Annotated in this window: 16 protein-coding genes; 8 read left to right on the top strand and 8 right to left on the bottom strand. The window is 60.3% G+C overall.

Annotation, left to right across the window (positions count from 1 at the left end):
* Positions 1-11: 11 nt before the first annotated feature.
* From D8V06_RS22510 to D8V06_RS22480, 6 genes are all read right to left on the bottom strand, one after another.
* Complete coding sequence (locus D8V06_RS22510; protein WP_056855292.1) at positions 12-1,688, bottom strand: MlaD family protein; 1,677 nt, start codon at positions 1,686-1,688, stop codon at positions 12-14.
* On the bottom strand, positions 1,669-2,325 hold the full coding sequence (locus D8V06_RS22505; protein ID WP_130904814.1) for a paraquat-inducible protein A: 657 nt from the start codon (positions 2,323-2,325) through the stop codon (positions 1,669-1,671). The genes D8V06_RS22510 and D8V06_RS22505 overlap by 20 nt, the downstream gene beginning before the upstream one ends.
* The gene (locus D8V06_RS22500) at positions 2,322-2,918 is read right to left on the bottom strand and encodes a paraquat-inducible protein A (RefSeq protein ID WP_056855294.1); all 597 of its coding nucleotides are present in this window, start codon (positions 2,916-2,918) and stop codon (positions 2,322-2,324) included. Before D8V06_RS22500 ends, D8V06_RS22505 begins: the two co-directional genes overlap by 4 nt.
* A gap of 174 nt (positions 2,919-3,092) precedes the next feature.
* Positions 3,093-4,394, bottom strand: a complete 1,302-nt coding sequence (locus D8V06_RS22495; protein ID WP_130931840.1) for an FAD-binding oxidoreductase — start codon at positions 4,392-4,394, stop codon at positions 3,093-3,095.
* Positions 4,391-5,479 (bottom strand): polyamine ABC transporter substrate-binding protein, encoded by a 1,089-nt coding sequence (locus D8V06_RS22490; RefSeq protein ID WP_130904816.1) that lies wholly within the window; start codon positions 5,477-5,479, stop codon positions 4,391-4,393. The genes D8V06_RS22495 and D8V06_RS22490 overlap by 4 nt, the downstream gene beginning before the upstream one ends.
* 278 nt (positions 5,480-5,757) lie before the next feature.
* Complete coding sequence (locus tag D8V06_RS22480) at positions 5,758-7,116, bottom strand: glutamine synthetase family protein (RefSeq protein ID WP_056855297.1); 1,359 nt, start codon at positions 7,114-7,116, stop codon at positions 5,758-5,760.
* 161 nt (positions 7,117-7,277) lie between these two features.
* Between D8V06_RS22480 and D8V06_RS22475 the strand changes: the two genes are divergently transcribed.
* Positions 7,278-8,210 (top strand): helix-turn-helix domain-containing protein, encoded by a 933-nt coding sequence (locus D8V06_RS22475; RefSeq protein WP_130904817.1) that lies wholly within the window; start codon positions 7,278-7,280, stop codon positions 8,208-8,210.
* Here D8V06_RS22475 and D8V06_RS22470 read toward each other — a convergent pair.
* Together D8V06_RS22470 and D8V06_RS22465 are read right to left on the bottom strand one after the other, a co-directional pair.
* Positions 8,207-8,803: a cupin domain-containing protein gene (locus D8V06_RS22470; RefSeq protein ID WP_130931838.1), complete on the bottom strand. Its 597-nt coding sequence runs from the start codon at positions 8,801-8,803 to the stop codon at positions 8,207-8,209. The two genes, D8V06_RS22475 and D8V06_RS22470, sit on opposite strands and share 4 nt — an antisense overlap.
* A 105-nt stretch (positions 8,804-8,908) precedes the next feature.
* Positions 8,909-10,864: an FAD-dependent oxidoreductase gene (locus tag D8V06_RS22465; RefSeq protein ID WP_130931837.1), complete on the bottom strand. Its 1,956-nt coding sequence runs from the start codon at positions 10,862-10,864 to the stop codon at positions 8,909-8,911.
* A gap of 282 nt (positions 10,865-11,146) precedes the next feature.
* Here D8V06_RS22465 and D8V06_RS22460 point away from each other — a divergent pair, with 282 nt between their 5' ends.
* The 7 genes from D8V06_RS22460 to D8V06_RS22430 all read left to right on the top strand — a co-directional run bounded on the left by D8V06_RS22460 (position 11,147) and on the right by D8V06_RS22430 (position 19,450).
* Positions 11,147-11,941: a class II aldolase/adducin family protein gene (locus tag D8V06_RS22460; protein WP_130907521.1), complete on the top strand. Its 795-nt coding sequence runs from the start codon at positions 11,147-11,149 to the stop codon at positions 11,939-11,941.
* Positions 11,942-12,232: 291 nt separating this feature from the next.
* Positions 12,233-12,880, top strand: coding sequence for a TetR family transcriptional regulator C-terminal domain-containing protein (locus D8V06_RS22455; RefSeq protein ID WP_056855302.1), 648 nt, complete (start codon positions 12,233-12,235; stop codon positions 12,878-12,880).
* A 75-nt stretch (positions 12,881-12,955) separates the two neighbouring features.
* On the top strand, positions 12,956-13,672 hold the full coding sequence (locus D8V06_RS22450; protein WP_056855303.1) for a response regulator: 717 nt from the start codon (positions 12,956-12,958) through the stop codon (positions 13,670-13,672).
* Positions 13,672-14,451, top strand: coding sequence for a transporter substrate-binding domain-containing protein (locus D8V06_RS22445; protein WP_130931836.1), 780 nt, complete (start codon positions 13,672-13,674; stop codon positions 14,449-14,451). The genes D8V06_RS22450 and D8V06_RS22445 overlap by 1 nt, the downstream gene beginning before the upstream one ends.
* On the top strand, positions 14,448-16,709 hold the full coding sequence (locus D8V06_RS22440; RefSeq protein WP_130931835.1) for an ATP-binding protein: 2,262 nt from the start codon (positions 14,448-14,450) through the stop codon (positions 16,707-16,709). The genes D8V06_RS22445 and D8V06_RS22440 overlap by 4 nt, the downstream gene beginning before the upstream one ends.
* Positions 16,710-16,915: 206 nt before the next feature.
* Positions 16,916-18,328 carry an amino acid permease gene (locus D8V06_RS22435; RefSeq protein ID WP_130904822.1) on the top strand — a complete coding sequence of 471 codons (1,413 nt, stop codon included), beginning with the start codon at positions 16,916-16,918 and terminating at the stop codon, positions 18,326-18,328.
* 330 nt (positions 18,329-18,658) lie between these two features.
* Positions 18,659-19,450: an enoyl-CoA hydratase-related protein gene (locus D8V06_RS22430; protein ID WP_130931834.1), complete on the top strand. Its 792-nt coding sequence runs from the start codon at positions 18,659-18,661 to the stop codon at positions 19,448-19,450.
* Positions 19,451-19,460: the final 10 nt, after the last annotated feature.

The raw sequence follows: 19,460 nt of genomic DNA, 5'->3' as shown, positions 1-19,460 counted from the left end.
TACTCCTGTAGTCATTTGCTCGGTGGTCCTTGCAGATCAATGGGGGCGGCGTTGTTCGGGCGGCCACGAATCAGCGATTCCGGATGGCGACCCAGATAATCAGTGAGGTCGCGCAAGGACCGCGACGTACGTCCGAGTTCTTCCAGGGTCTGGCCCAGTTGCTCGCGTTGCGGCGAATCATCGGCCAGGGTCGAGTTGGCCGATTTCAGCGTCGTTTCGGCGGACTGCAGCGTCTTGCTGACGGTCGACAAGGTGGTTTGAACCCCTGGCAATGTCTTGCTGTTGAACTGCCCCAGGGTTTTGCGCAATTCCACCAGATTGCCGTCCAGGTTGCCGGCAATGCTCTCCACCGGCAGTTTGTTGATCTTGTCGACCATGGCTTCGAGTTTTTCCTGCAATTGCTCCAGGCTACCCGGAACGGTCGGGATGGTGACCGGGCGGGCCGTGGGATCGAATGCCACTTTTTCCGCTTTGGGGTAGAAGTCCAGGGCGATGTACAATTGACCGGTCAACAGGTTGCCGGTGCGCGCCTGCGCACGCAGGCCGTTCTCGATGAACGTACCCATCAGGCGCACACCGGCGGCTTCGTCGTTGGGGTCGTGCTTGAGCGCAGTGAGCATTTTTATGTGTGCCTGGCCCAGACGCTGTGGGTAGATCACGATGCCGACATTGAGTGGGAAGGTGCGTTTCTTGGCATCGAAATCCAGATTGACGGAGACCACTCTGCCGAATTCAATACCGAGAAATTCCACCGGCGCATCGACCTTGAGCCCACGCAGTGCCTGATCGAAGCGCAAGGCCAGGTATTGCGGCTTGCCGCTGGGTGGGGCTAGGGCGGTTTGCTGGTCGTCGAACAGCTCGTAGGCATACTGCTCGGGGGCGGGCTTGTCATTGGGGCTGTATTCAGGTGCGCGGAAGGCAATGCCGCCGACCAGAATCGAGGACAAGGATTCGGTCTTCACCGCAAAACCGTTGGCTCCGACGTTCACGTCAATCCCGCTGGCGTTCCAGAATCGGGTGTTCTCGGTGACGTATTGATCGTTGGGCGAGTGGATGAACAGTTCGATGTTCACGCCTTTTCCGTCCGGATCCAGCGCGTAGGCCACCACCTGGCCGACCGGAATCTTGCGGTAGTAGACCGGGGAGCCGATATCCAGCGAGCCCAGGTCCTGGGTGTGCAGAGTGAAGCGTTTACCTGGCTCGCCGTAGGTGATCGGTGGCGGGTTTTCCAGGCCAGTGAAGTTTTTTGCACGTTTCTTGGCCTGGCCGATATCGGCACCGATGTAATCCCCGGACAGCAACGTATCGATCCCTGACACCCCGCCCGCTCCGATACGCGGTCTGACCACCCAGAACTGCGAGTCCTCGCGGGTGAAGCTCTCGGCCTGCTTGGCCAGTTTGATGGTGGCGTTGACGCTTTTCTGATCGTTGCTCAGTTCTACATCCGAGACGTGACCGATCACCACGTTGCGGTATTTGACCTCGGTCTTGTTGGCGGTCAGGCCGCTACCGGTCTTGAAGGTGACAACGATGGTCGGTCCCTCCTGAAGGATACTGTGCACCACCAGCGAAATACCCACCAGCACTGCGACGATCGGCACGATCCACACCAGCGAAATGCTGAAACGCCGGGTTTTTATCGGGGCCTGCCCTGGGGCACGTGATTCGTCAGTGATTTGCGACTGCATCCGTGACCTCCTGATTGTGAGGAACTTTCCTTGCGTTATCCCAAATCAAACGCGGGTCGAAACTCATCGCCGACAGCATCGTAAATACCACCACCAGACCAAAGAAAAGAATGCCCGGGCGCGGTTCTATATCGGCCAGGGCTTGAAATTTCACCAGCGACGCCACCAGGGCCACCACGATCACATCGAGCATCGACCAGTAACCGATGACTTCGACGAAACGAAACAGCTTCGACCGCTCCTTGCGCGCCCAGTCGCTGTCACGCTGCACGGTGATCAACAGCAATGTGATTGCGCCGAACTTGACGCCCGGCACGGCGATACTGGCGATGAAAATGATCAGCGCAATGTCCCAGGCGCCAGCTTCCCAGAACTCCAGGACGCCGCTCATGATCGTGCTGTCGGCGCCGTTGCCGACCATTTTTGTATTCATCACCGGCAGCAGATTGGCCGGGATGTAAAACACCAGGGCCGCAATCATGAAAGCCCAGGTCCGGGTCAACGAGTTGGTTTTGCGGCGATGCAGCGGGGCGCCGCAACGTTCGCATTCGTGGGGGTTGTCGGACACGTCGCACGCCAGGCCGCAGGTGTGGCACAGGCAAAGATTGAGGTCGTCGGCAACCGGAGGGGTGGTCATTGGATGTCCCATAGTTCGCGGATATCACGGCCGGCAATACGGATCATCATCAGGCTGAGGATGGCCAAGGCAAACAAACCGATGCCGGGTAGCACGTCCAGCAGCCCGGCGAGTTTGATCACCGCGACCATGGCTCCGAGCAGACACACTTCCAGCATGCTCCAGGGCCTGAGGGTTTCCAGCCAGCGCATGCAGAACTTGAACGCCGGTGAGCGTCTGTTGCCCAGTGCAAAACTCAAGACCCAGATCAGCAGCAGCAGCTGGATGATGGGCGCGATGATCATCGCGATCGCTGCCACCAGGGCGATGAATGTGATGGGGCCCAGACTCAGGGCCAGGACCGAATCCCAGAGCGTCGCGCTGTTCTTCAGCCCTTTGAGGCTGATGCTCATGACGGGATAGAAGTTAGCGAAAATCCATAACATCAATGCGGTGAAGGTCAACGCAAGACGCTGCTCTACCGTAAGGCCGTTATAGCGCTGAAGCACGCCGCCGCAGCGCGTACACAGGGTTTTCTGATGTTTGGCGAGCGTCGTTTTTTCGTACACGCAATCACAGTGCTCGCAAATGATCAGTTGATCAGTAGATGCCATGGGCCAGGCTCGACAGAGAGCGGGAAAGAATGAGCACACCCTTAATATAGAAGCGACTTGCAATTGAGCAAATTGAAAGGCTGCACAACGGCATGGATAGACGGGGAAGGGCGTAGAACGGTTATGGGAGCGAACGGATTCGCTCCCACCGGGAAGCTCGCCAGGCCGGGTGGATCAGCCCAGCATTTCGCGCATCCGATACCAGAGCATGCCGAGCGCCAGCAACGGGGAGCGCAGGGCGCGGCCGCCGGGGAAGGTCATGTGTGGCACGGCGCTGAACACGTCGAAACCTTTGCTGTGGCCCGCATGGATCGCTTCGCCCAGCAGTTTCGCGCACCAGTGGGTGACGTTCAGGCCATGACCGGAATAACCCTGGGCATAGAACACATTCGGGCGCTGATTCAAACGGCCGACCTGCGGGAAACGATTGGCAGTGATGCCGATCATGCCGCCCCACTGGTAATCGATGCGCACGTGCGCCAGTTGCGGGAACACCTTGAGCATCTGTGGGCGCATATAGGCGGCGATATCTGCCGGATCGCGCCCGGAATAGTGGCAGGCACCGCCGAACAGCAGGCGTCGGTCTGCCGAGAGCCGGTAGTAATCCAGGCCAACCTTTTGGTCGCACAGCGCCAGATTGTGCGGGATCAGTTGCCGGGCCGCGTCTTCGGGCAACGGTTCGGTGGCGATGATGTAGCTGCCGGCCGCAAGCACTTTGCCGCTCAGTTTCGGCTCCAGTTCTTCAAGGTGCGCATTGCAGGCAAGCACCAGACTGCTGGCACGCACCGTACCCCTGGCACAGCGAACCTGCACGGTGCTGCCATGGATCAGCTGCAGCACCGGGCTCTGCTCGAAGATTTGCACGCCAAGGGATTGCGCGAGCCTCGCTTCACCCAGCACCAGATTCAACGGGTGCAGGTGACCTGAGCCCATGTCGATCAATCCGCCGGCATACACGCCCGAATCAACCACGTGCTGACGAATCTGACCGGGCTCGATCAGGCGGGTTTCGTGGGCGTATGCCGATGCCTTGAGGTGTGCGTATTCAGCCTTCAATCCGGCAAACTGCGCCGGGGTGTTGGCCAATTCGCAGAAACCCCAGCGTAGGTCGCAGTCGATGCCGTGCTCACGGATGCGATTACCCACCACTTGCACCGACTCCGTCCCGGCGTGCTCCAAATAGCGCACACCTTCGGCGCCGATATGTTTGGCGAAGCCACTGACGTCGTGGCCGATGCCGCGGATCAATTGCCCGCCATTGCGTCCGCTGGCACCCCAGCCAATCCGGCGCGCCTCCAGCACAATCACCGAAAGGCCGCGCTGTGCCAGTTCGATGGCGGTGTTGATACCGGTGAAACCAGCGCCGATCACGCAAACGTCGGCTTCCAGGTCGGCAGTCAGCTCAGGACGATTTGCCATGCCGTGGGCCGAAGCGGCGTAATACGAGTGAGTATGTTCCCGGGTGTACTGGTTCATTTGTTGGACTTCACTTTGCTCCAGGAGCGGGTCATCAGGCGCATGATCGACTGCGGCGGGGTGGTGGAGATGTAGAGTTTGTCGAGCACCGCCTGAGGCGGGTAAACCTCGGGATTGTTGACCAGGTCCGGGTCCATGTACTGCTTGGCGGCCGGGTTCGGGTTGGCGTAACCGACCGAGGCACTGACTTTGGCGATCACCTGTGGGTCGAGCAGGTAGTTGATGAAGGCGTGGGCTTCTTTGGGGTTGCTGGCATCGGCGGGAATCGCCAGCAGGTCGAACCACAGGTTGGCGCCTTCCTTGGGGATGGCATACGCGATGTTGACGCCGTTGTTGGCTTCCTTGGCACGGTTGGCGGCCTGGAATACATCGCCCGAGTAGCCGAAGGCTACGCAGATGTCACCGTTGGCCAGGTCAGAGACATATTTGGACGAATGAAAATAGGTGATGTACGGACGGATGCTCAGCAGCTTGGCTTCGGCTTTTTTGAAGTCCTCGGGGTTCTCGCTGCGCGGATCCATGCCCATGTAGTTCAGCACGGCGGGGAACACTTCATCGGCCGAATCCATCATCGACACGCCGCACGCGCTGAGTTTCTTGATGTTCTCCGGTTCGAACAGCACGGCCCAGGAGTCGATCCTGTCGATGCCCAGCACAGCCTTGACCTTGTCGACGTTGTAGCCGATGCCGTTGGTGCCCCACAGGTACGGCACCGAATGCTCATTGCCCGGATCGTTTTTCTCCAGTAGTGCCAGCAGTTTCGGATCGAGGTTCTGGTAGTTCGGCAGTTGTTCGCGGTCCAGTTTGAGGAACGCTCCGGCCTTCACCTGGCGAGCGAGGAAGTGGTTGGACGGCACCACCACGTCATAGCCGGTGCGCCCGGCGAGCAATTTGCCTTCCAGGGTTTCGTTGGAGTCGAAGACGTCATAGATCACCTTGATCCCGGTTTTGGCCTGGAAGTCGGCGAGGGTGGTTTCGCCGATGTAGTCGGTCCAGTTATAGACGCTGACCTGGGGCTGAGCCTGGGCCACGGCGCTGAACAGGACCATGAGCGCGGTCGGGACCATGGATTTCAATAGACGCATATCGATACCTTCTTGGAATTATTGGATTGTTCAGGTGATTCATGGCCCCTGTGGGAGCGGGCTTGCCCGCGATGGCGGCGCATCAGTCGACAAAGATGGTGAATGTGCCGGCCTCATCGCTGGCAAGCCAGCTCCCACAGGGGAATGTTGATCGTTCCCACGTTCCGCGTGGGAATGCCTCCACGGACGCTCCGCGTTCGGCTGTTGCAGGGACGCGGAGCGTCCCGGGCTGTGTTCCCACGCAGAGCGTGGGAACGATCAACGATCATGAGAACTGGTCAGACGCTGAGCATCAGGAACTCACGCTCCCACGAACTGATCACCCGTTTGAAGTTCTCGTGCTCGGCGCGTTTGACCGCGACGTATCCGCGCACGAACTTGTCGCCCAGGTAACGGCCGATGGTTTCGCACTCTTCCATTTTGGTCAGGGCGTCTTCGATGGTGATCGGCAAACGCAGGTTACGGCGTTCATAAGCCCGGCCCTGGACGGCGGCGCTCGGCTCGACGCGCTCGACCATGCCCAGGTAACCGCACAACAAGCTGGCCGCGATGGCCAGGTACGGGTTGGCATCGGCGCCCGGCAAGCGGTTTTCCACGCGCATGGCGTCCGGGCTGGAGGTCGGTACGCGCAGGCCGACGGTGCGGTTTTCTTCGCCCCATTCGACGTTCACTGGCGCCGAGGTGTCCGGCAGGAAGCGGCGGAACGAGTTGACGTTCGGCGCAAACATCGGCAGCACTTTCGGGATGTATTTCTGCAAGCCGCCGATGTGGTGCAGGAACAGCTCGCTCATGTTGCCATCGGCGTCGGCAAAGATCGGCTTGCCGGTGGCGATATCCACCACGCTCTGGTGAATGTGCATGGCGCTGCCCGGCTCGTCGCCGACCGGTTTGGCCATGAAGGTCGCCGCCACGTTGTGCTTGAGCGCCGCTTCACGCATGGTGCGCTTGAACACGGTGATCTGGTCGGCCAGGTCCAGCGCATTGCCATGGCGGAAGTTGATTTCCATCTGCGCCGGGCCGTCTTCGTGGATCAGCGTATCGAGGTCCAGGCCCTGCAATTCGCACCAGTCATAGACGTCTTCGAACAGCGGGTCGAACTCGTTGGCGGCATCAATGGAGAACGACTGACGACCGCTTTCAGCACGACCCGAACGGCCCATCGGTGCCTTGAGCGGCAAATCCGGGTCCTCACAGCGCTGGGTCAGGTAGAACTCCATTTCCGGTGCGACAATCGGCCGCCAGCCTTTGTCGGTGTACAGCTGCAAGACTTTCTTCAGCACGTTGCGCGGCGACAGTTCGATCGGGTTGCCGAACTTGTCGAAGGTGTCGTGGATCACGATCGCGGTAGGCTCGATGGCCCATGGCACCACGTAGACTGCATCGGCGTCCGGCTTGCAGACCATGTCGATGTCGGCGGGGTCGAGCAGGTCGTAGTAGATGTCGTCGTCGACAAAGTCCCCGGTTACCGTTTGCAAAAGCACACTTTCCGGCAGGCGCATGCCTCGCTCATGCAGGAACTTGTTGGTGGGTGCAATTTTGCCGCGTGCAATGCCGGTCAGGTCGCTGACGACGCACTCGACTTCGGTAATCTTGTGATCTTTCAGCCAAGTGAACAGCTGATCGAAAGGGACATTCATAAAGACCTCGTTATTGGTTTTATTAACGCCAGGAGAGGCCGGTTTCATCCGCCGGACACTTCCCCTGTAGCGCGTTGACGTCTATCTTGGGCGAGCCTCGCGGTTCCATCTATCCACTTTAAGCAGCACAAAGTGCACCAAAAGAGTGCGCAAGGTCACCCATGACAAACGGCAATTCACTCCAGGTTCAAGCGTTCAGCACCGTCGATGTGGCCGAGCAAATCCGTGTCACGCCGGGCTGGACTCAGCATTACCAACAGATGTCACCGGGGCATTTCGCCGGTCTGGTGCGCTATCTGGATTTACAGGGCGTGGAGATCTACGAAGAGCACATGAACACCCGGGTCGAGCAGAATTTCAGTGCACCGCAGGGGGCGCTGGCGTTCTGTTTCGACCGCAGTGACAACGCGCTGTACGTGTTGAATGGTGAAAGCCGCAACATCTGGATCACCCCGGAGAACTACCAGGAAATCGCCGTGGTATTCGGTCCGGAGTTCGTGCAACGCAATCGCCTCGATGTCGCCCGGCTCGAAGGGTTGTTCATGGCGCCGCTCAACTCACAGCAGAACGCGTTGTTCTGCCGTTGGCTGAGCAGCACGCTGACGCGGCTGTCGCAGACGTTCGATCCGCCGACCCGGGAAGCGCTGACTCAGCAATTGCTGGATGACTGTCTGTTTATTCTCGACAACGCCTGCGTCTGTCTCGATCAAGGCGCGTTGCAGCGCCGGGCCGGAGAGCGGGCGATCATGAAGCGGGTAGGGGAATGGGCGGCGGACACCCCGGAAGAACACCTCAACCTGCTGGAGCTGTCCCGGGTTGCCGGTGTTTCTCTGCGCCAATTGCAGCATGCGTTCAAGGCCTATACGGGCATGGCGCCAACCCAGTGGCTGCGACTGCGGCGCCTGAACAGTGCCCGCCGCGAATTGCTCAGCCGCACGCCGACGCAAACCACCGTGGCAGAAGTGGCCATGCATTGGTCGTTCTGGCATTTGGGGCGGTTTTCCAGCAGCTACCGTGCACTGTTCAAGGAGTTGCCGAGCGACACGCTCAAGCGGGCAAGTGCCACTCAACCCATTGGACGTGGCCGGCGTTAAAACGTCGGCGGGGTGATCACCCAGATCACTACCGCATCGACTTCCCCAGGGTTGCCGTAGCGGTGCGGTTCCCGACTGGAAAAGCTGAAGCTGTCGCCTTCACTGAGCTGGAAATGACGCTCGCCGACCCACAACTCGAAACGGCCTGCCAACAGATACCCGGCTTCCTCGCCCTCGTGGCTGTAGCTTTGCTGGCTGTAGGTGCCGGGTGGAAAACGCGAGTGGAGCATTTCCAGCTGTTGATTGGGTTGCGGCGTGAGCAACTGGTCGACGATGCCATCCTCGTAATGCACGCTCAGTCGGCTGTTCTTGCGCACCACGATGCCGTCATCTTCGGGGGCGGTATTGGCTTCGCTGGCGAAGAACCACTGGATGGTCACGCCGAGGCTGCGGGCAATATTGAACAGCGCCGGGATCGACGGATAGGCCAGGTTGCGTTCCAGCTGGCTGATGTAGCCGGCGGTCAGTTCGCTCTGTTGCGCCAACGCTGCCAGGGTCATGCCCCGACGTTTGCGCAGGCCGCGAATTCGCGTGCCGAGAAAGTGCGGCTCTGCGGCGCCGGTTGCGGGCTGTGTGGTGTTGCTGTTGCTCATGGTCAAATCCGAACCGGAAGGAGTGGCGCAAACCTCTGTAGGAGCGAGCAGGCTCGCTCCTGCAGGGGCGGTGTTAGCCGTTGATGGCCCGGAGTATAAACAGGCTTAAAGCTCCCACGCGACTTTCAGACCTTCATAAATCGCTTCTTCAGCCGTGCGCGGCGCGAGGCAGTCGCCGATACGGCGAAACTCCACCAAACCTTGCAGTTCGGCACCCAGCGTGTCGACCGGTTGATGGCCCTGGCACAGTACCAGCGTGTCGATATTTTCCAGCAGCATCGGCTCACCACTGGCGGTGTGTTGCAGATACACGGTGTTGTCATCACAACCGTACAACCGGGCGTACGGAATGATCGGGATGCCCAGTTTGTGCAATTCACCGGCCAGTTGATCGCGGACATACAACGGCAGGTTTTCCCCGCAGTGGGTGCCGTTGACCGCCAGTTGCACCTGATGCCCGGCGCGGGTCAGGCGCTCGGCGATGCCGGGGCCGATCCAGTCGCAGCGCCAGTCGACCACCACTACCGAGCGGCCAATCTGCACCTCTTCGCGCAGCACTTGCCAGGCGTCCACCACCTGCAATTCGCCACCGCGTTCGAACATGGGCCAATAAGGTTCGGCGCCGGTGGCGACGATCACCATGTCCGGTTTTTCCTGCTCCACCAAGGCGCGGTTGACGCGGGTATTACGCACCACGCGCACACCGGCCAATTCCATCTCCCGTTGCAGGTTGGTGCTGGCCCCACCGAACTCGCTGCGCCGTGGCAGCAATTGCGCGAGCAATACCTGACCACCGAGTTGCGGACTGGCTTCGTACAGCGTCACTTCATGCCCACATTGTGCGGCGACGGCGGCCGCTTTCATCCCGGCCGGGCCGCCACCGGCGATCATGATCCGTTTGCGTGATTTAGCTGTTTGCCGTTCGCCAAAGATCAGCTCACGACCGGTTTCCGGGTGCTGGATGCAGGAGATCGGCAAGCCCTTGTGGAAGTGGCCGATACACGCCTGATTGCAGGCGATGCACGCGCGCACGTCTTCGGCGCGGCCAGCATCGGTTTTGTTGGGCATCTGCGGGTCGCAAATCAACGCCCGGGTCATGCCGCAGACATCGGCCTGGCCCCGAGCCAGAATCAGCTCGGCTTCCTGGGGCTGGTTGATGCGCCCTGTGACGAACAGCGGAATATCCAGACTGGCCTTGAACGTCCCGGCTTCCCTGGCCAGGTAAGCCGCCTCGATCGCCATCGGCGGCACGATGTGCACGGCACCGCCCAGCGACGCCGAGGTGCCGGCGACGATGTGCACGTAATCGAGCTGAGTTTGCAGCGACTGCACGGCGGCCAGGGATTCATCTTCGGTCAGCCCTTCGGGATCGCGCTCATCGGCAGAGATGCGCAGGCCGATGATGAACTGCTCGTCAGTGGCAGCGCGTATCGCAGCGATGACTTCGCGAAGAAAACGCAGGCGCTGTTCGAGTTCGCCGTTGTAGCCATCGGTTCGGCGGTTGACCCGTGGATTGATGAATTGCGCCGGCAGGTAACCGTGGCTGGCGACCACTTCCACGCCATCGATGCCGGCCTGATGCAAGCGGCGGGCGGCGGCGGCATAGCCGGTGACAATCTCGTCGATCATCGCCTGGTCCAACGCGCGAGGCATCACCCGGAAGCGCTCGTTGGGCACCGCCGAGGCCGAGTAGGCCACCGCCAGCAAGCCGTCGCTGGACTCCATGATTTCCCGGCCCGGATGGAACACCTGGGACAACACCACGGTGCCGTGGGCGTGGCAGGTTTGCGCGAGTTTGCGATAACCCTCGATACAGGCATCGTCAGTGGCCATCAGCACATGGGAGGTATACCGCGCGCTGTCATGCACGCCGGCCACTTGCAGCACGATCAACCCGACACCGCCTTCGGCACGCGCCCGGTGATAGGCGATCAGTTGCTCGTTGACCAGGTTGTCGGTGGGCATCGACGTGTCATGACCGCTGGACATGATGCGGTTTTTCAGGCGCTTGCCACGGATCTGCAAGGGTTCGAACAGGTGCGCGAAAGCAGGTGTCGGCATGGTGCGGGCTACTCCAGGCAGGCTGACTTTGTAGGAGCGAGCCTGCTCGCGATGGATTCAAACACGCCGCGGGGTATCAGGTTCACGGTGTCATCGTTGACGTCCATCGCGAGCGGCTCGCTCCTACAAAATTGTCAGTTGATGTTGTTTTTCTTTTATAGAAATTTACCTGTAGTAAAAAATCAATCTATTTATTTACTTGGGTGCACGGAAAGCGACTGGACGTTCAACACGTCCAGCCTTACTGTCTGCCCCAGCCGATCAACCTGGAGAACCATAAAAATGATTGAGATCGCGAGCCATCTGACTGCCGCCCCGGGGCGCAGCGCCATCGAACAGCGACTGCGCGAGGAACTGGCCGCGTGTTATCGCCTGATCGCGCACTTTCGCATGACTGACCTGATCTTCACCCACATCTCGGTGCGCATTCCCGGGCCCGAGCACCATTTTCTAATCAACCCCTACGGGCTGATGTTCGATGAGATCACGGCGTCGAATCTGGTGAAGATCGGTCTGGATGGCCGAGCCGTCGAATCGTCGCCGTACCCGGTAAACCCGGCCGGTTTCGTGATTCACAGCGCGATTCACGGTGCCCGCGAAGATGCGCAATGCGTATTGCACACCCACACCCGGTCCGGCTGCGCGGTGGCGGCACTCAAGTGTGGTTTGTTGCCGGTGAACCAGATTTCCATGGAGTTCTATGGCCGCGTTGCCTATCACGAATATGAAGGCGTGGCGCTGGACATGAGCGAGCAACAGCGCTTGGTGCAGGACCTTGGCGACAAGCCGGTGTTGATGCTGCGTAACCATGGTTTGCTGACCGTTGGTGAAACCGTCAGCCAGGCGTTTTTACGCATGTATTACCTGGAAAAGGCCTGTGAGATTCAGTTGGCTGCTCAGGCCGCCGGTGAGCTGGTACTTCCATCCGCCGAGGTCTGCGCGCACACCGAGCGCCAGTTCAATGATCCTGGGCGGCCGTTGGAAGAGGGCGAACTGAGCGATCCGGATGCGATGCAACTGGCCTGGGCGGCGATGTTGCGGTTGCTGGAGCGGGTGGCGCCGGGTTATCGGGACTGATCTGGATTCTCGGCTGTTGAGGCGGGCCTCATCGCTGGCAAGCCAGCTCCCACAATGTTTTCAGGTGTGCACAGATTTTGCGTACACCCACAATGTTTCTCAGGTGTGCATAGATTTTGCGTACACCCACTAACCCTGTGGGAGCTGGCTTGCCAGCGATGGGGCCCGGTCATGCTCCGAAGTCTTTCAGGCTGGTAACTGACTGGAGGTTTTTCCTGTTCTTGCTGTACAGTCGTTCAACTCGCGGGCCAATCGCGAGTCCCCATGATTGAATCCAGGAGCGTGTTGCCGATGAATCAGGAAGCCCGTTTTTCCCGAATGGAACCGGAGTTGCGCAAGGCCAACCTGATCGAGGCCACGTTGACGTGCCTCAAGCGCCACGGCTTTCAGGGCGCCTCGATCCGCAAGATTTCCGCCGAGGCCGGTGTGTCGGTGGGCTTGATCAGCCATCACTATTCCGGCAAGGACGAACTGGTGGCCGAGGCCTACATGGCGATCACCGGCCGGGTCATGACCCTGTTGCGTGACGCCATGGAGCAAGCGGCGCCCAATGCCCGCGAACGTCTGTCGGCGTTTTTCCGTGGGTCGTTCTCCGCCGAACTGCTCGACCCGCAACTGATCGACGCCTGGCTGGCATTCTGGGGCGCGGTGAAAACCGCCGAGGCGATCAACAAGGCCCACGATCACTCCTACGGCGAGTATCGCGGCATCCTGCGCAAGGTGCTGATGGAACTGGCACAAGAAGAAAACTGGGAAAACTTTGACGCCGATCTCGCGGCGATCAGTCTCAGCGCATTGCTCGATGGCTTGTGGCTGGAGTCCGGCCTCAACCCTGGCACCTTTACCCCGGAGCAAGGCATTCAGATTTGCGAAGCCTGGGTCGACGGTTTGCAGGCCGGTGGCCGCCAGCGTTTCTGCATACAGACGAGTAGCTGTTGATCACCCGTTCAGCAGTGGCTACTCTCTGGCGCTGATGCAACACCCTTCTAATAAGAAACAAGCAGGACACCAGCAATGACTCCTCGGGTACTGGTCGTCGATGACGATCCGCTGATTCGCGAACTGTTGCATGCCTACCTTTCCCAGGAGGGCTATGAGGTGCATAGCGCCGCCACGGCGGAACTGGCCGAAACCTTTCTGGCCAGCCAGAGCGTCGACTTGGTCATGCTTGATATTCGCCTGCCGGGCAAGGACGGCCTGACCCTGACCCGCGAGCTGCGGGTGCGTTCGGAAGTGGGCATCATCCTGATCACCGGGCGCAACGATGAAATCGACCGCATCGTTGGCCTCGAATGCGGCGCCGATGACTACGTGATCAAGCCGCTCAACCCACGTGAGCTGGTATCCCGGGCGAAAAACCTGATTCGTCGGGTCCGCCACGCGCAGACGCCGCCACCGGTCGCCGCTGTGTCAAAACCGGTCAAACAGTTCGCCGATTGGGCGCTGGACACCGACCGCCGCCGACTGATCGATGCGTCCGGCAGTGAAACCCTGCTGACCCACGGCGAGTATCAGTTGCTCAGCGTGTTCCTGCGCAACAGCGGTCACACGCTCAGTCGCGACCAGTTGATGGACCAGATCCGCAACCGCGAATGGGTGCCCAATGACCGTTCCATCGACGTGCTGGTGGGGCGTTTGCGCCGCAAGTTGCACGACGATCCGGCGGAACCGCAGTTGATCATCACCATTCACGGCGCCGGTTATCTGTTCACCGCCAGCCTGGCGGCGTGATGGCTGCAATCAGGCCGCTCTGCCTGATATTGGCGCTGGTGGCGGGCAGTACGTCCGCGGCGCAGACGGTGCGCTATTGCGATTACCCGGTGTATCCGCCGATTTCCTGGAGCGATGGCAAGCACGTCCGTGGGTTGGCGCCGAGCGTGGTGAAAAAACTGTTCGGCCAACTGGGCTACGAGGTTGAAGTGGTGGTGCTGGGCAATTGGAAGCGTTGCCTGCTCGATGCCGCCGAAGGCCGGGTCGATGTGGTCCTGGCGTACAGCACCGCGCAGCGCGAGCAAAGCATGCTGTTTTCTACTGTCCCGGTGCTGCGCGAAGAAGTCGCGCTGTTCGTCAATCGCCAACACCCGGTGCAGTTCGAGCACCTGCAAGACCTGGCGCATTACCGGGGTGGATTGTTGTTCGGCGAAAGCTACGGCGTGGAGTTCGATCGCATGGTCGCGCAAAACAACAACATCGAATGGGTCTCCGATAGCCGCCAGAATTTCGGCAAGCTGATTCGCGGGCGCATTGATTTCATCACCCAGGAACGCCGCACCGGCCAGTTGTACGTCGAAAGCCTGGCCGGCGCGCAAGACATCGTCGCGTTGCCCACCGCCCTGAGCGTCGATTATCTGCGGGTCGCCGTATCCCGCCGCTCGCCACTGGCCGGGCGCATGGCGGACATCGATGCGCAACTGCAGCGCATGGTCGAAGCCGGTGACATCGAGCGCTTGCTCAATGAAAGCGAAGTCACCTACCGTGACATGATCAATCTGCCGGCGAACACCCCATGATCCGCGGCAGATCCGGTGGTTTATTGCGGCGTCTGCTGCTGTTCATTCTGTTGTTCAGCCTGTGCTTTACCGTGCTTGCCAGTAGCGTACAGCTGTATATCGAGTACCGGCGCGAGATGCGCGAGATCGATTCGCGCATGGAGCTGATCCGCGCCGGGTACCTGGCAAGCCTGGAGCGCAGCCTTTGGGATCTGAACCAGGAACAGCTGAGCGTGCAATTGCGCGGGCTGGTGGACTTTTCCGACGTGGCACGGGTGCATCTGATCAGCACCGATTTCGATCTGGTGCAGGGCAACCCGCATCCGATCGGGCCGCTGCGTATCGAGCGTTTTGTACTGGACTATCAACCACCGTCCGGCCCGTTGCGCCAACTGGGTGAGTTGGAAGTCAGCACCGATCTGGGGGCGGTGTATCAGCGCCTGTATGCCAGCGGCTTGACCAGCCTGTTGTGGATGGGCGCCTTCCTGTGTGGCCTGGCGGTGGCGTTGTCCGGCCTGTTTTATCGCCTGGTGACCCGCCACTTGCAGGTCATGGCCGAATTCGCCCGGCGCATTGCCGCCGGCCAGTGGCAGGAACCCCTGCGCCTGGGCAAGAGCCGTAGCGCCAACGAAGATGAAATCGACACAGTCGCCCACGCCCTCGACGACATGCGCCGGGCAATCCTCAGCGACATCGAACGCCGCGAATCCGATCGACTGGCCTTGCAGGACAACCGCGACGAATTGTTGAAAATGGTCGAGCGGCGTACCGCCAGCCTGATGCGCGCCAAGGACGAAGCCGAAGCGGCCAACCTTGCCAAGTCACGGTTCCTGGCGACCATGAGCCATGAGTTGCGCACACCGCTCAACGGCATTCTCGGCATGGCTGAGTTGCTGCGCGATGCCCGGCTGGACGAGCGCGATGGCAAACGGCTCGATGCACTGCACAAGGCCGGCGAAGGTTTGCTGACCATCCTTAACGAAGTGCTGTTCTTCGCCAAACTGGAGGAGGGCGCGAGCCTGCCGGAGCCGGTGGATTTCTCGGTTCGGCAATTGCTCGACGAAGTGTTGACCTTGCTGGAACCGAAGGCGTTGGCCAATGACACGGTGCTGCAGTGTCGAATAGATCAGCGGGTGGCCGAGCGTTATCACGGCGCCGAACAGTTCTTGCGCCAGGTCTTGAGCAATCTGTTGGCCAACGCGATCAAGTTCACCGAGAACGGCGAGGTCAGTGTCGACGTGGCGTTGCTCGCGCAGCCTGAAGGCACTCGCGCAGATCGCTTGCGGGTGAGTGTCACCGACAACGGCATCGGCATCGCGCCGCCGATGCAGGCAAAGATCTTCGAGCGTTTCACCCAGGCCAGCGATGAAGTGGCGCAGCGTTTCGGCGGCACCGGGTTGGGACTGGCGATCTGCAAACACCTGGTGGAGCAGATGGGCGGGAGCATCGGTGTCACCAGTGAAGTCGCGCGGGGCAGTTGTTTCTGGTTTGAACTGACGCTGCAACCTGCTGTTGACGTGACGAGTCCGGTGCCGGTGGACGTGCCGGGGCCGGCGTTGAAGGTTCTGGTGGTGGAGGACGTGGCGCTCAATCGGGAAGTGGTTTCGGGTTTGCTGGAGCGCGACGGCCATCGGGTCTGGCTGGCCGAAGAGGGCGAACAGGCGCTGCGCCAATGTGCTGCGCAGACATTCGACCTGATTCTGTTGGACGTGCATCTGCCGGGCATGAGCGGTGTGGAACTGTGCAAAAGCCTGCGCAGCCTCGACGGACCGAACCGCACCGCACGTATTTTTGCCCTGACCGCCAGTGTGCAACCGGCACTGGTGCGCGGCTATCTCGATGCCGGCATGGACGGCGTGCTCGCCAAACCGTTGAAACTGGACAATCTGCGCAAAGCCCTGAGGGAGCAACGATCGACTCCGCCACCGATGCACGAAGACAGCGCGATGGACTGGCCGCTGCTGCAAACCCATCGCGACTTGCTGGGCGAACAGAAAGTGCAGGGGCTGCTGGCCGTGCTGCGCGAATCGATCCTGCAGCATCGTGAGGCGTTGCGTGAAGCCATTGGCGCCGAAGACGGGACCGAAGTCGCGCACCTGGCTCATCGACTGGCGGGAAGCTGCGATTCGTTGGGGTTTCGTGCGTTGGCCAATGCGTTGCGTTCGCTGGAGGACGCCGCACGAATCAACGATGAGGCGGCCGTGCGCCTGCTGGCGCCGCAGGCCGACGGGCAATGCCAACGGGCGCTGGACACGCTGGAACCGCTGTTGCAGAGCTGACGTACAAGTTTGTTACGACTTTTCACAACTTCGATCTTTACGTTCAACGCGACCTTACATGGCTTTCCAATAATCGACACAACCGCCGCAGCGCGGTCTTCGAAGCTTATTGGAGATAATAATAATGAATGGCCGTAAAGCTGATTTCTCCCCGTGCCCTGACGTCCTGTCATGCACTGCGCACCTCACCGACTTGGGGTGCTGACATGAACGAAAATACTGATCGCAAAGGCATTCACCTGACCCGCGCCCTGAAAAGCCGGCACATCTTCATGCTGTCCCTGGGCGGGGTGATCGGCACCGGGCTGTTCATGGGCTCCGGCGTGACCATCAATCAGGGTGGCCCGGTTGGGGCGATACTGGCGTATCTGGTGGCCGGTTTCCTGATGTACCTGGTGATGGTCTGCCTGGGGGAACTGTCGGTGCAGATGCCGGTATCGGGATCGTTCCAGACCCACGCCACCAAATACATCGGCCCGGCGACCGGGTTCATGATCGGTTGGGTGTACTGGATGAGCTGGGCGACCACCGTCGGCCTTGAATTCACGGCCGCCGGGATGTTGATGACACGCTGGTTTCCGGATGTGCCGATCTGGTACTGGTCGGCGCTGTTCGTGGTGGTGCTGTTCGGTATCAACGCGCTGGCGACCCGGGCGTTCGGTGAAGCCGAGTATTGGTTTTCGGGGATCAAGGTGGCGGCGATTCTCGGTTTTATCGTGGTTGGCGTGCTGGTGATCTTCGGGGTGATGCCGCTGAGCAGCGGTGCTCCGGCGCCGATGGCGAGCAACCTGATTGGCGATTCGTTGTTCCCTAACGGCTTGTCGGCAGTGTTCGCGGTGATGATGACCGTGGTCTACGCCTTCCAGGGTTGCGAAATCATGGGCGTGGCCGCCGGCGAAACCGATCAGCCGGAAAAAAGCATCCCGCGTGCGGTGCGCAACGTGGTGTTCCGCGTGCTGATTTTCTATGTGCTGGCGATCATCGTGCTGTCCGCCATCGTGCCGTGGCAGCAAGCGGGGCTGATGGAAAGCCCATTCGTGCAGGTGTTCGACATGGTCGGCATTCCTTACGCCGCCGACCTGATGAACTTCGTGATCCTCACCGCGATCCTGTCGGTGGGCAACTCTGGCCTGTATGCCTCGACGCGCATCCTGTGGGCGATGTCGAAAACCGGCATGGCGCCCAAGAGCCTGTCGCCACTGAGCAAACGCGGGGTGCCGCTGCGCGCCTTGAGTATCACCTTGTGTTTCGCGTTGGTGTCGCTGATGACCAGCTTCATCGCGGCCGACACTTTGTTCATGGTGTTGATGGCAGTGAGCGGGATGTCGGGCACTGTGACCTGGATTGTCATCGCGCTGGCGCAATACAAATTCCGCAAGGCCTACCTGCGCGAAGGCGGCAAACTCAGCGATCTGAAATATCGCGCACCGTGGTTCCCGGTACTGCCACTGATGTGCATCACGCTGTGCTGCTCGCTGTTCGTGTTCCTCGCATTGGATGAAACCCAACGGCCATCGCTGTACTGGGGCTTTGGTTTCATTGCGCTGTGCTACGGCGCGTACTTCCTGATTCACCGCAAGCGCCAGGGCGTGTTGGCGCCGAGCTTGCCCACGGTGTAATCCCTTCAATCCGTACATCCCCTGTGGGAGCCAGCCTGCTGGCGATAGCGGAGCATCAGTCAACAGAGATGTTGAATGTGATGACGCTATCGCCAGCAGGCTTGCTCCCACATTGGTTTTGGGGAGGCCGTAGCGAGTTGTTCGAAGTTGTAACAGCGCCACCGGCTTGCGCTCGCGCCATCAGAAAAAATTCAACAAAACCAATGCTTTAGAGATTCATAGAGCTTGTTACAGCTCATTCCACCAACAATTGCCGCCTTGCTGAACACTCGTTTAGTATGGCTTCAAGTCGCATCACCTCAGACTCATCAAAATAATTCGAGGATTCGCATGACTACTCATGATTCGCTGCTCAGCCAGGTCGAAGCAGGCGTTGCCTGGATCACGCTCAATCGCAGCGCACAGCGCAACGCGCTGGACATCCCGACCCTGAAAAACCTGCAGGCGTTGCTCGATCGCTTCAACACCGATCCAGCGGTGCGCGTGGTGGTGTTGACTGGCAGCGGTCGCAGTTTCTGTGCTGGCGCCGACCTCGATGAGTGGGCCGACGCCGAAGCCCGCGGCGCATTGGAAACCTACGGCTGGACCGAAACCGCCCACGCCTTGATGACGCGTCTGCACAGCCTGGAAAAACCGACGATTGCCGCCATTAACGGCACTGCCGTCGGCGCCGGGATGGATTTGACCCTGTGCTGCGATTTGCGCATTGCCGGGCAGTCCGCGCGGTTCAAGGCCGGCTACACCAGCATGGCCTACTCGCCGGATGCCGGCGCCAGTTGGCATTTGCCACGCCTGATTGGCAGCGAACAAGCCAAACGCCTGCTGTTCCTAGACGAATTGTGGGGCGCTGACCGTGCTCTTGCAGCCGGGCTGGTCGGCGAAGTCTGCGCCGACGATCAACTGCTGACCGTTGCCAGCGAGCTGGCCGCGCGGCTGGCCGCCGGGCCGACATTCGCTTTCGCCCAGACCAAAAAACTCATCCGTGAAGGTGCCGAGCGCAGCCTGCCCGAACAACTGCAAGCCGAACTCGCCGCCGGACTGCTCTGCGGTCGCAGCGAAGACGGTGGCGAAGCCTTGCGCGCCGCCATGGAAAAACGTCCGCCACGCTTCATCGGCCGCTAAGCCTCGCACC

The sequence above is a fragment of the Pseudomonas sp. Sample_24 genome (assembly GCF_004307605.1).
GTDB lineage: Bacteria > Pseudomonadota > Gammaproteobacteria > Pseudomonadales > Pseudomonadaceae > Aquipseudomonas.
The sequence above is the reverse complement of the archived record's forward strand: the minus strand, read 5'-3'. Positions and strand labels throughout refer to the sequence as shown.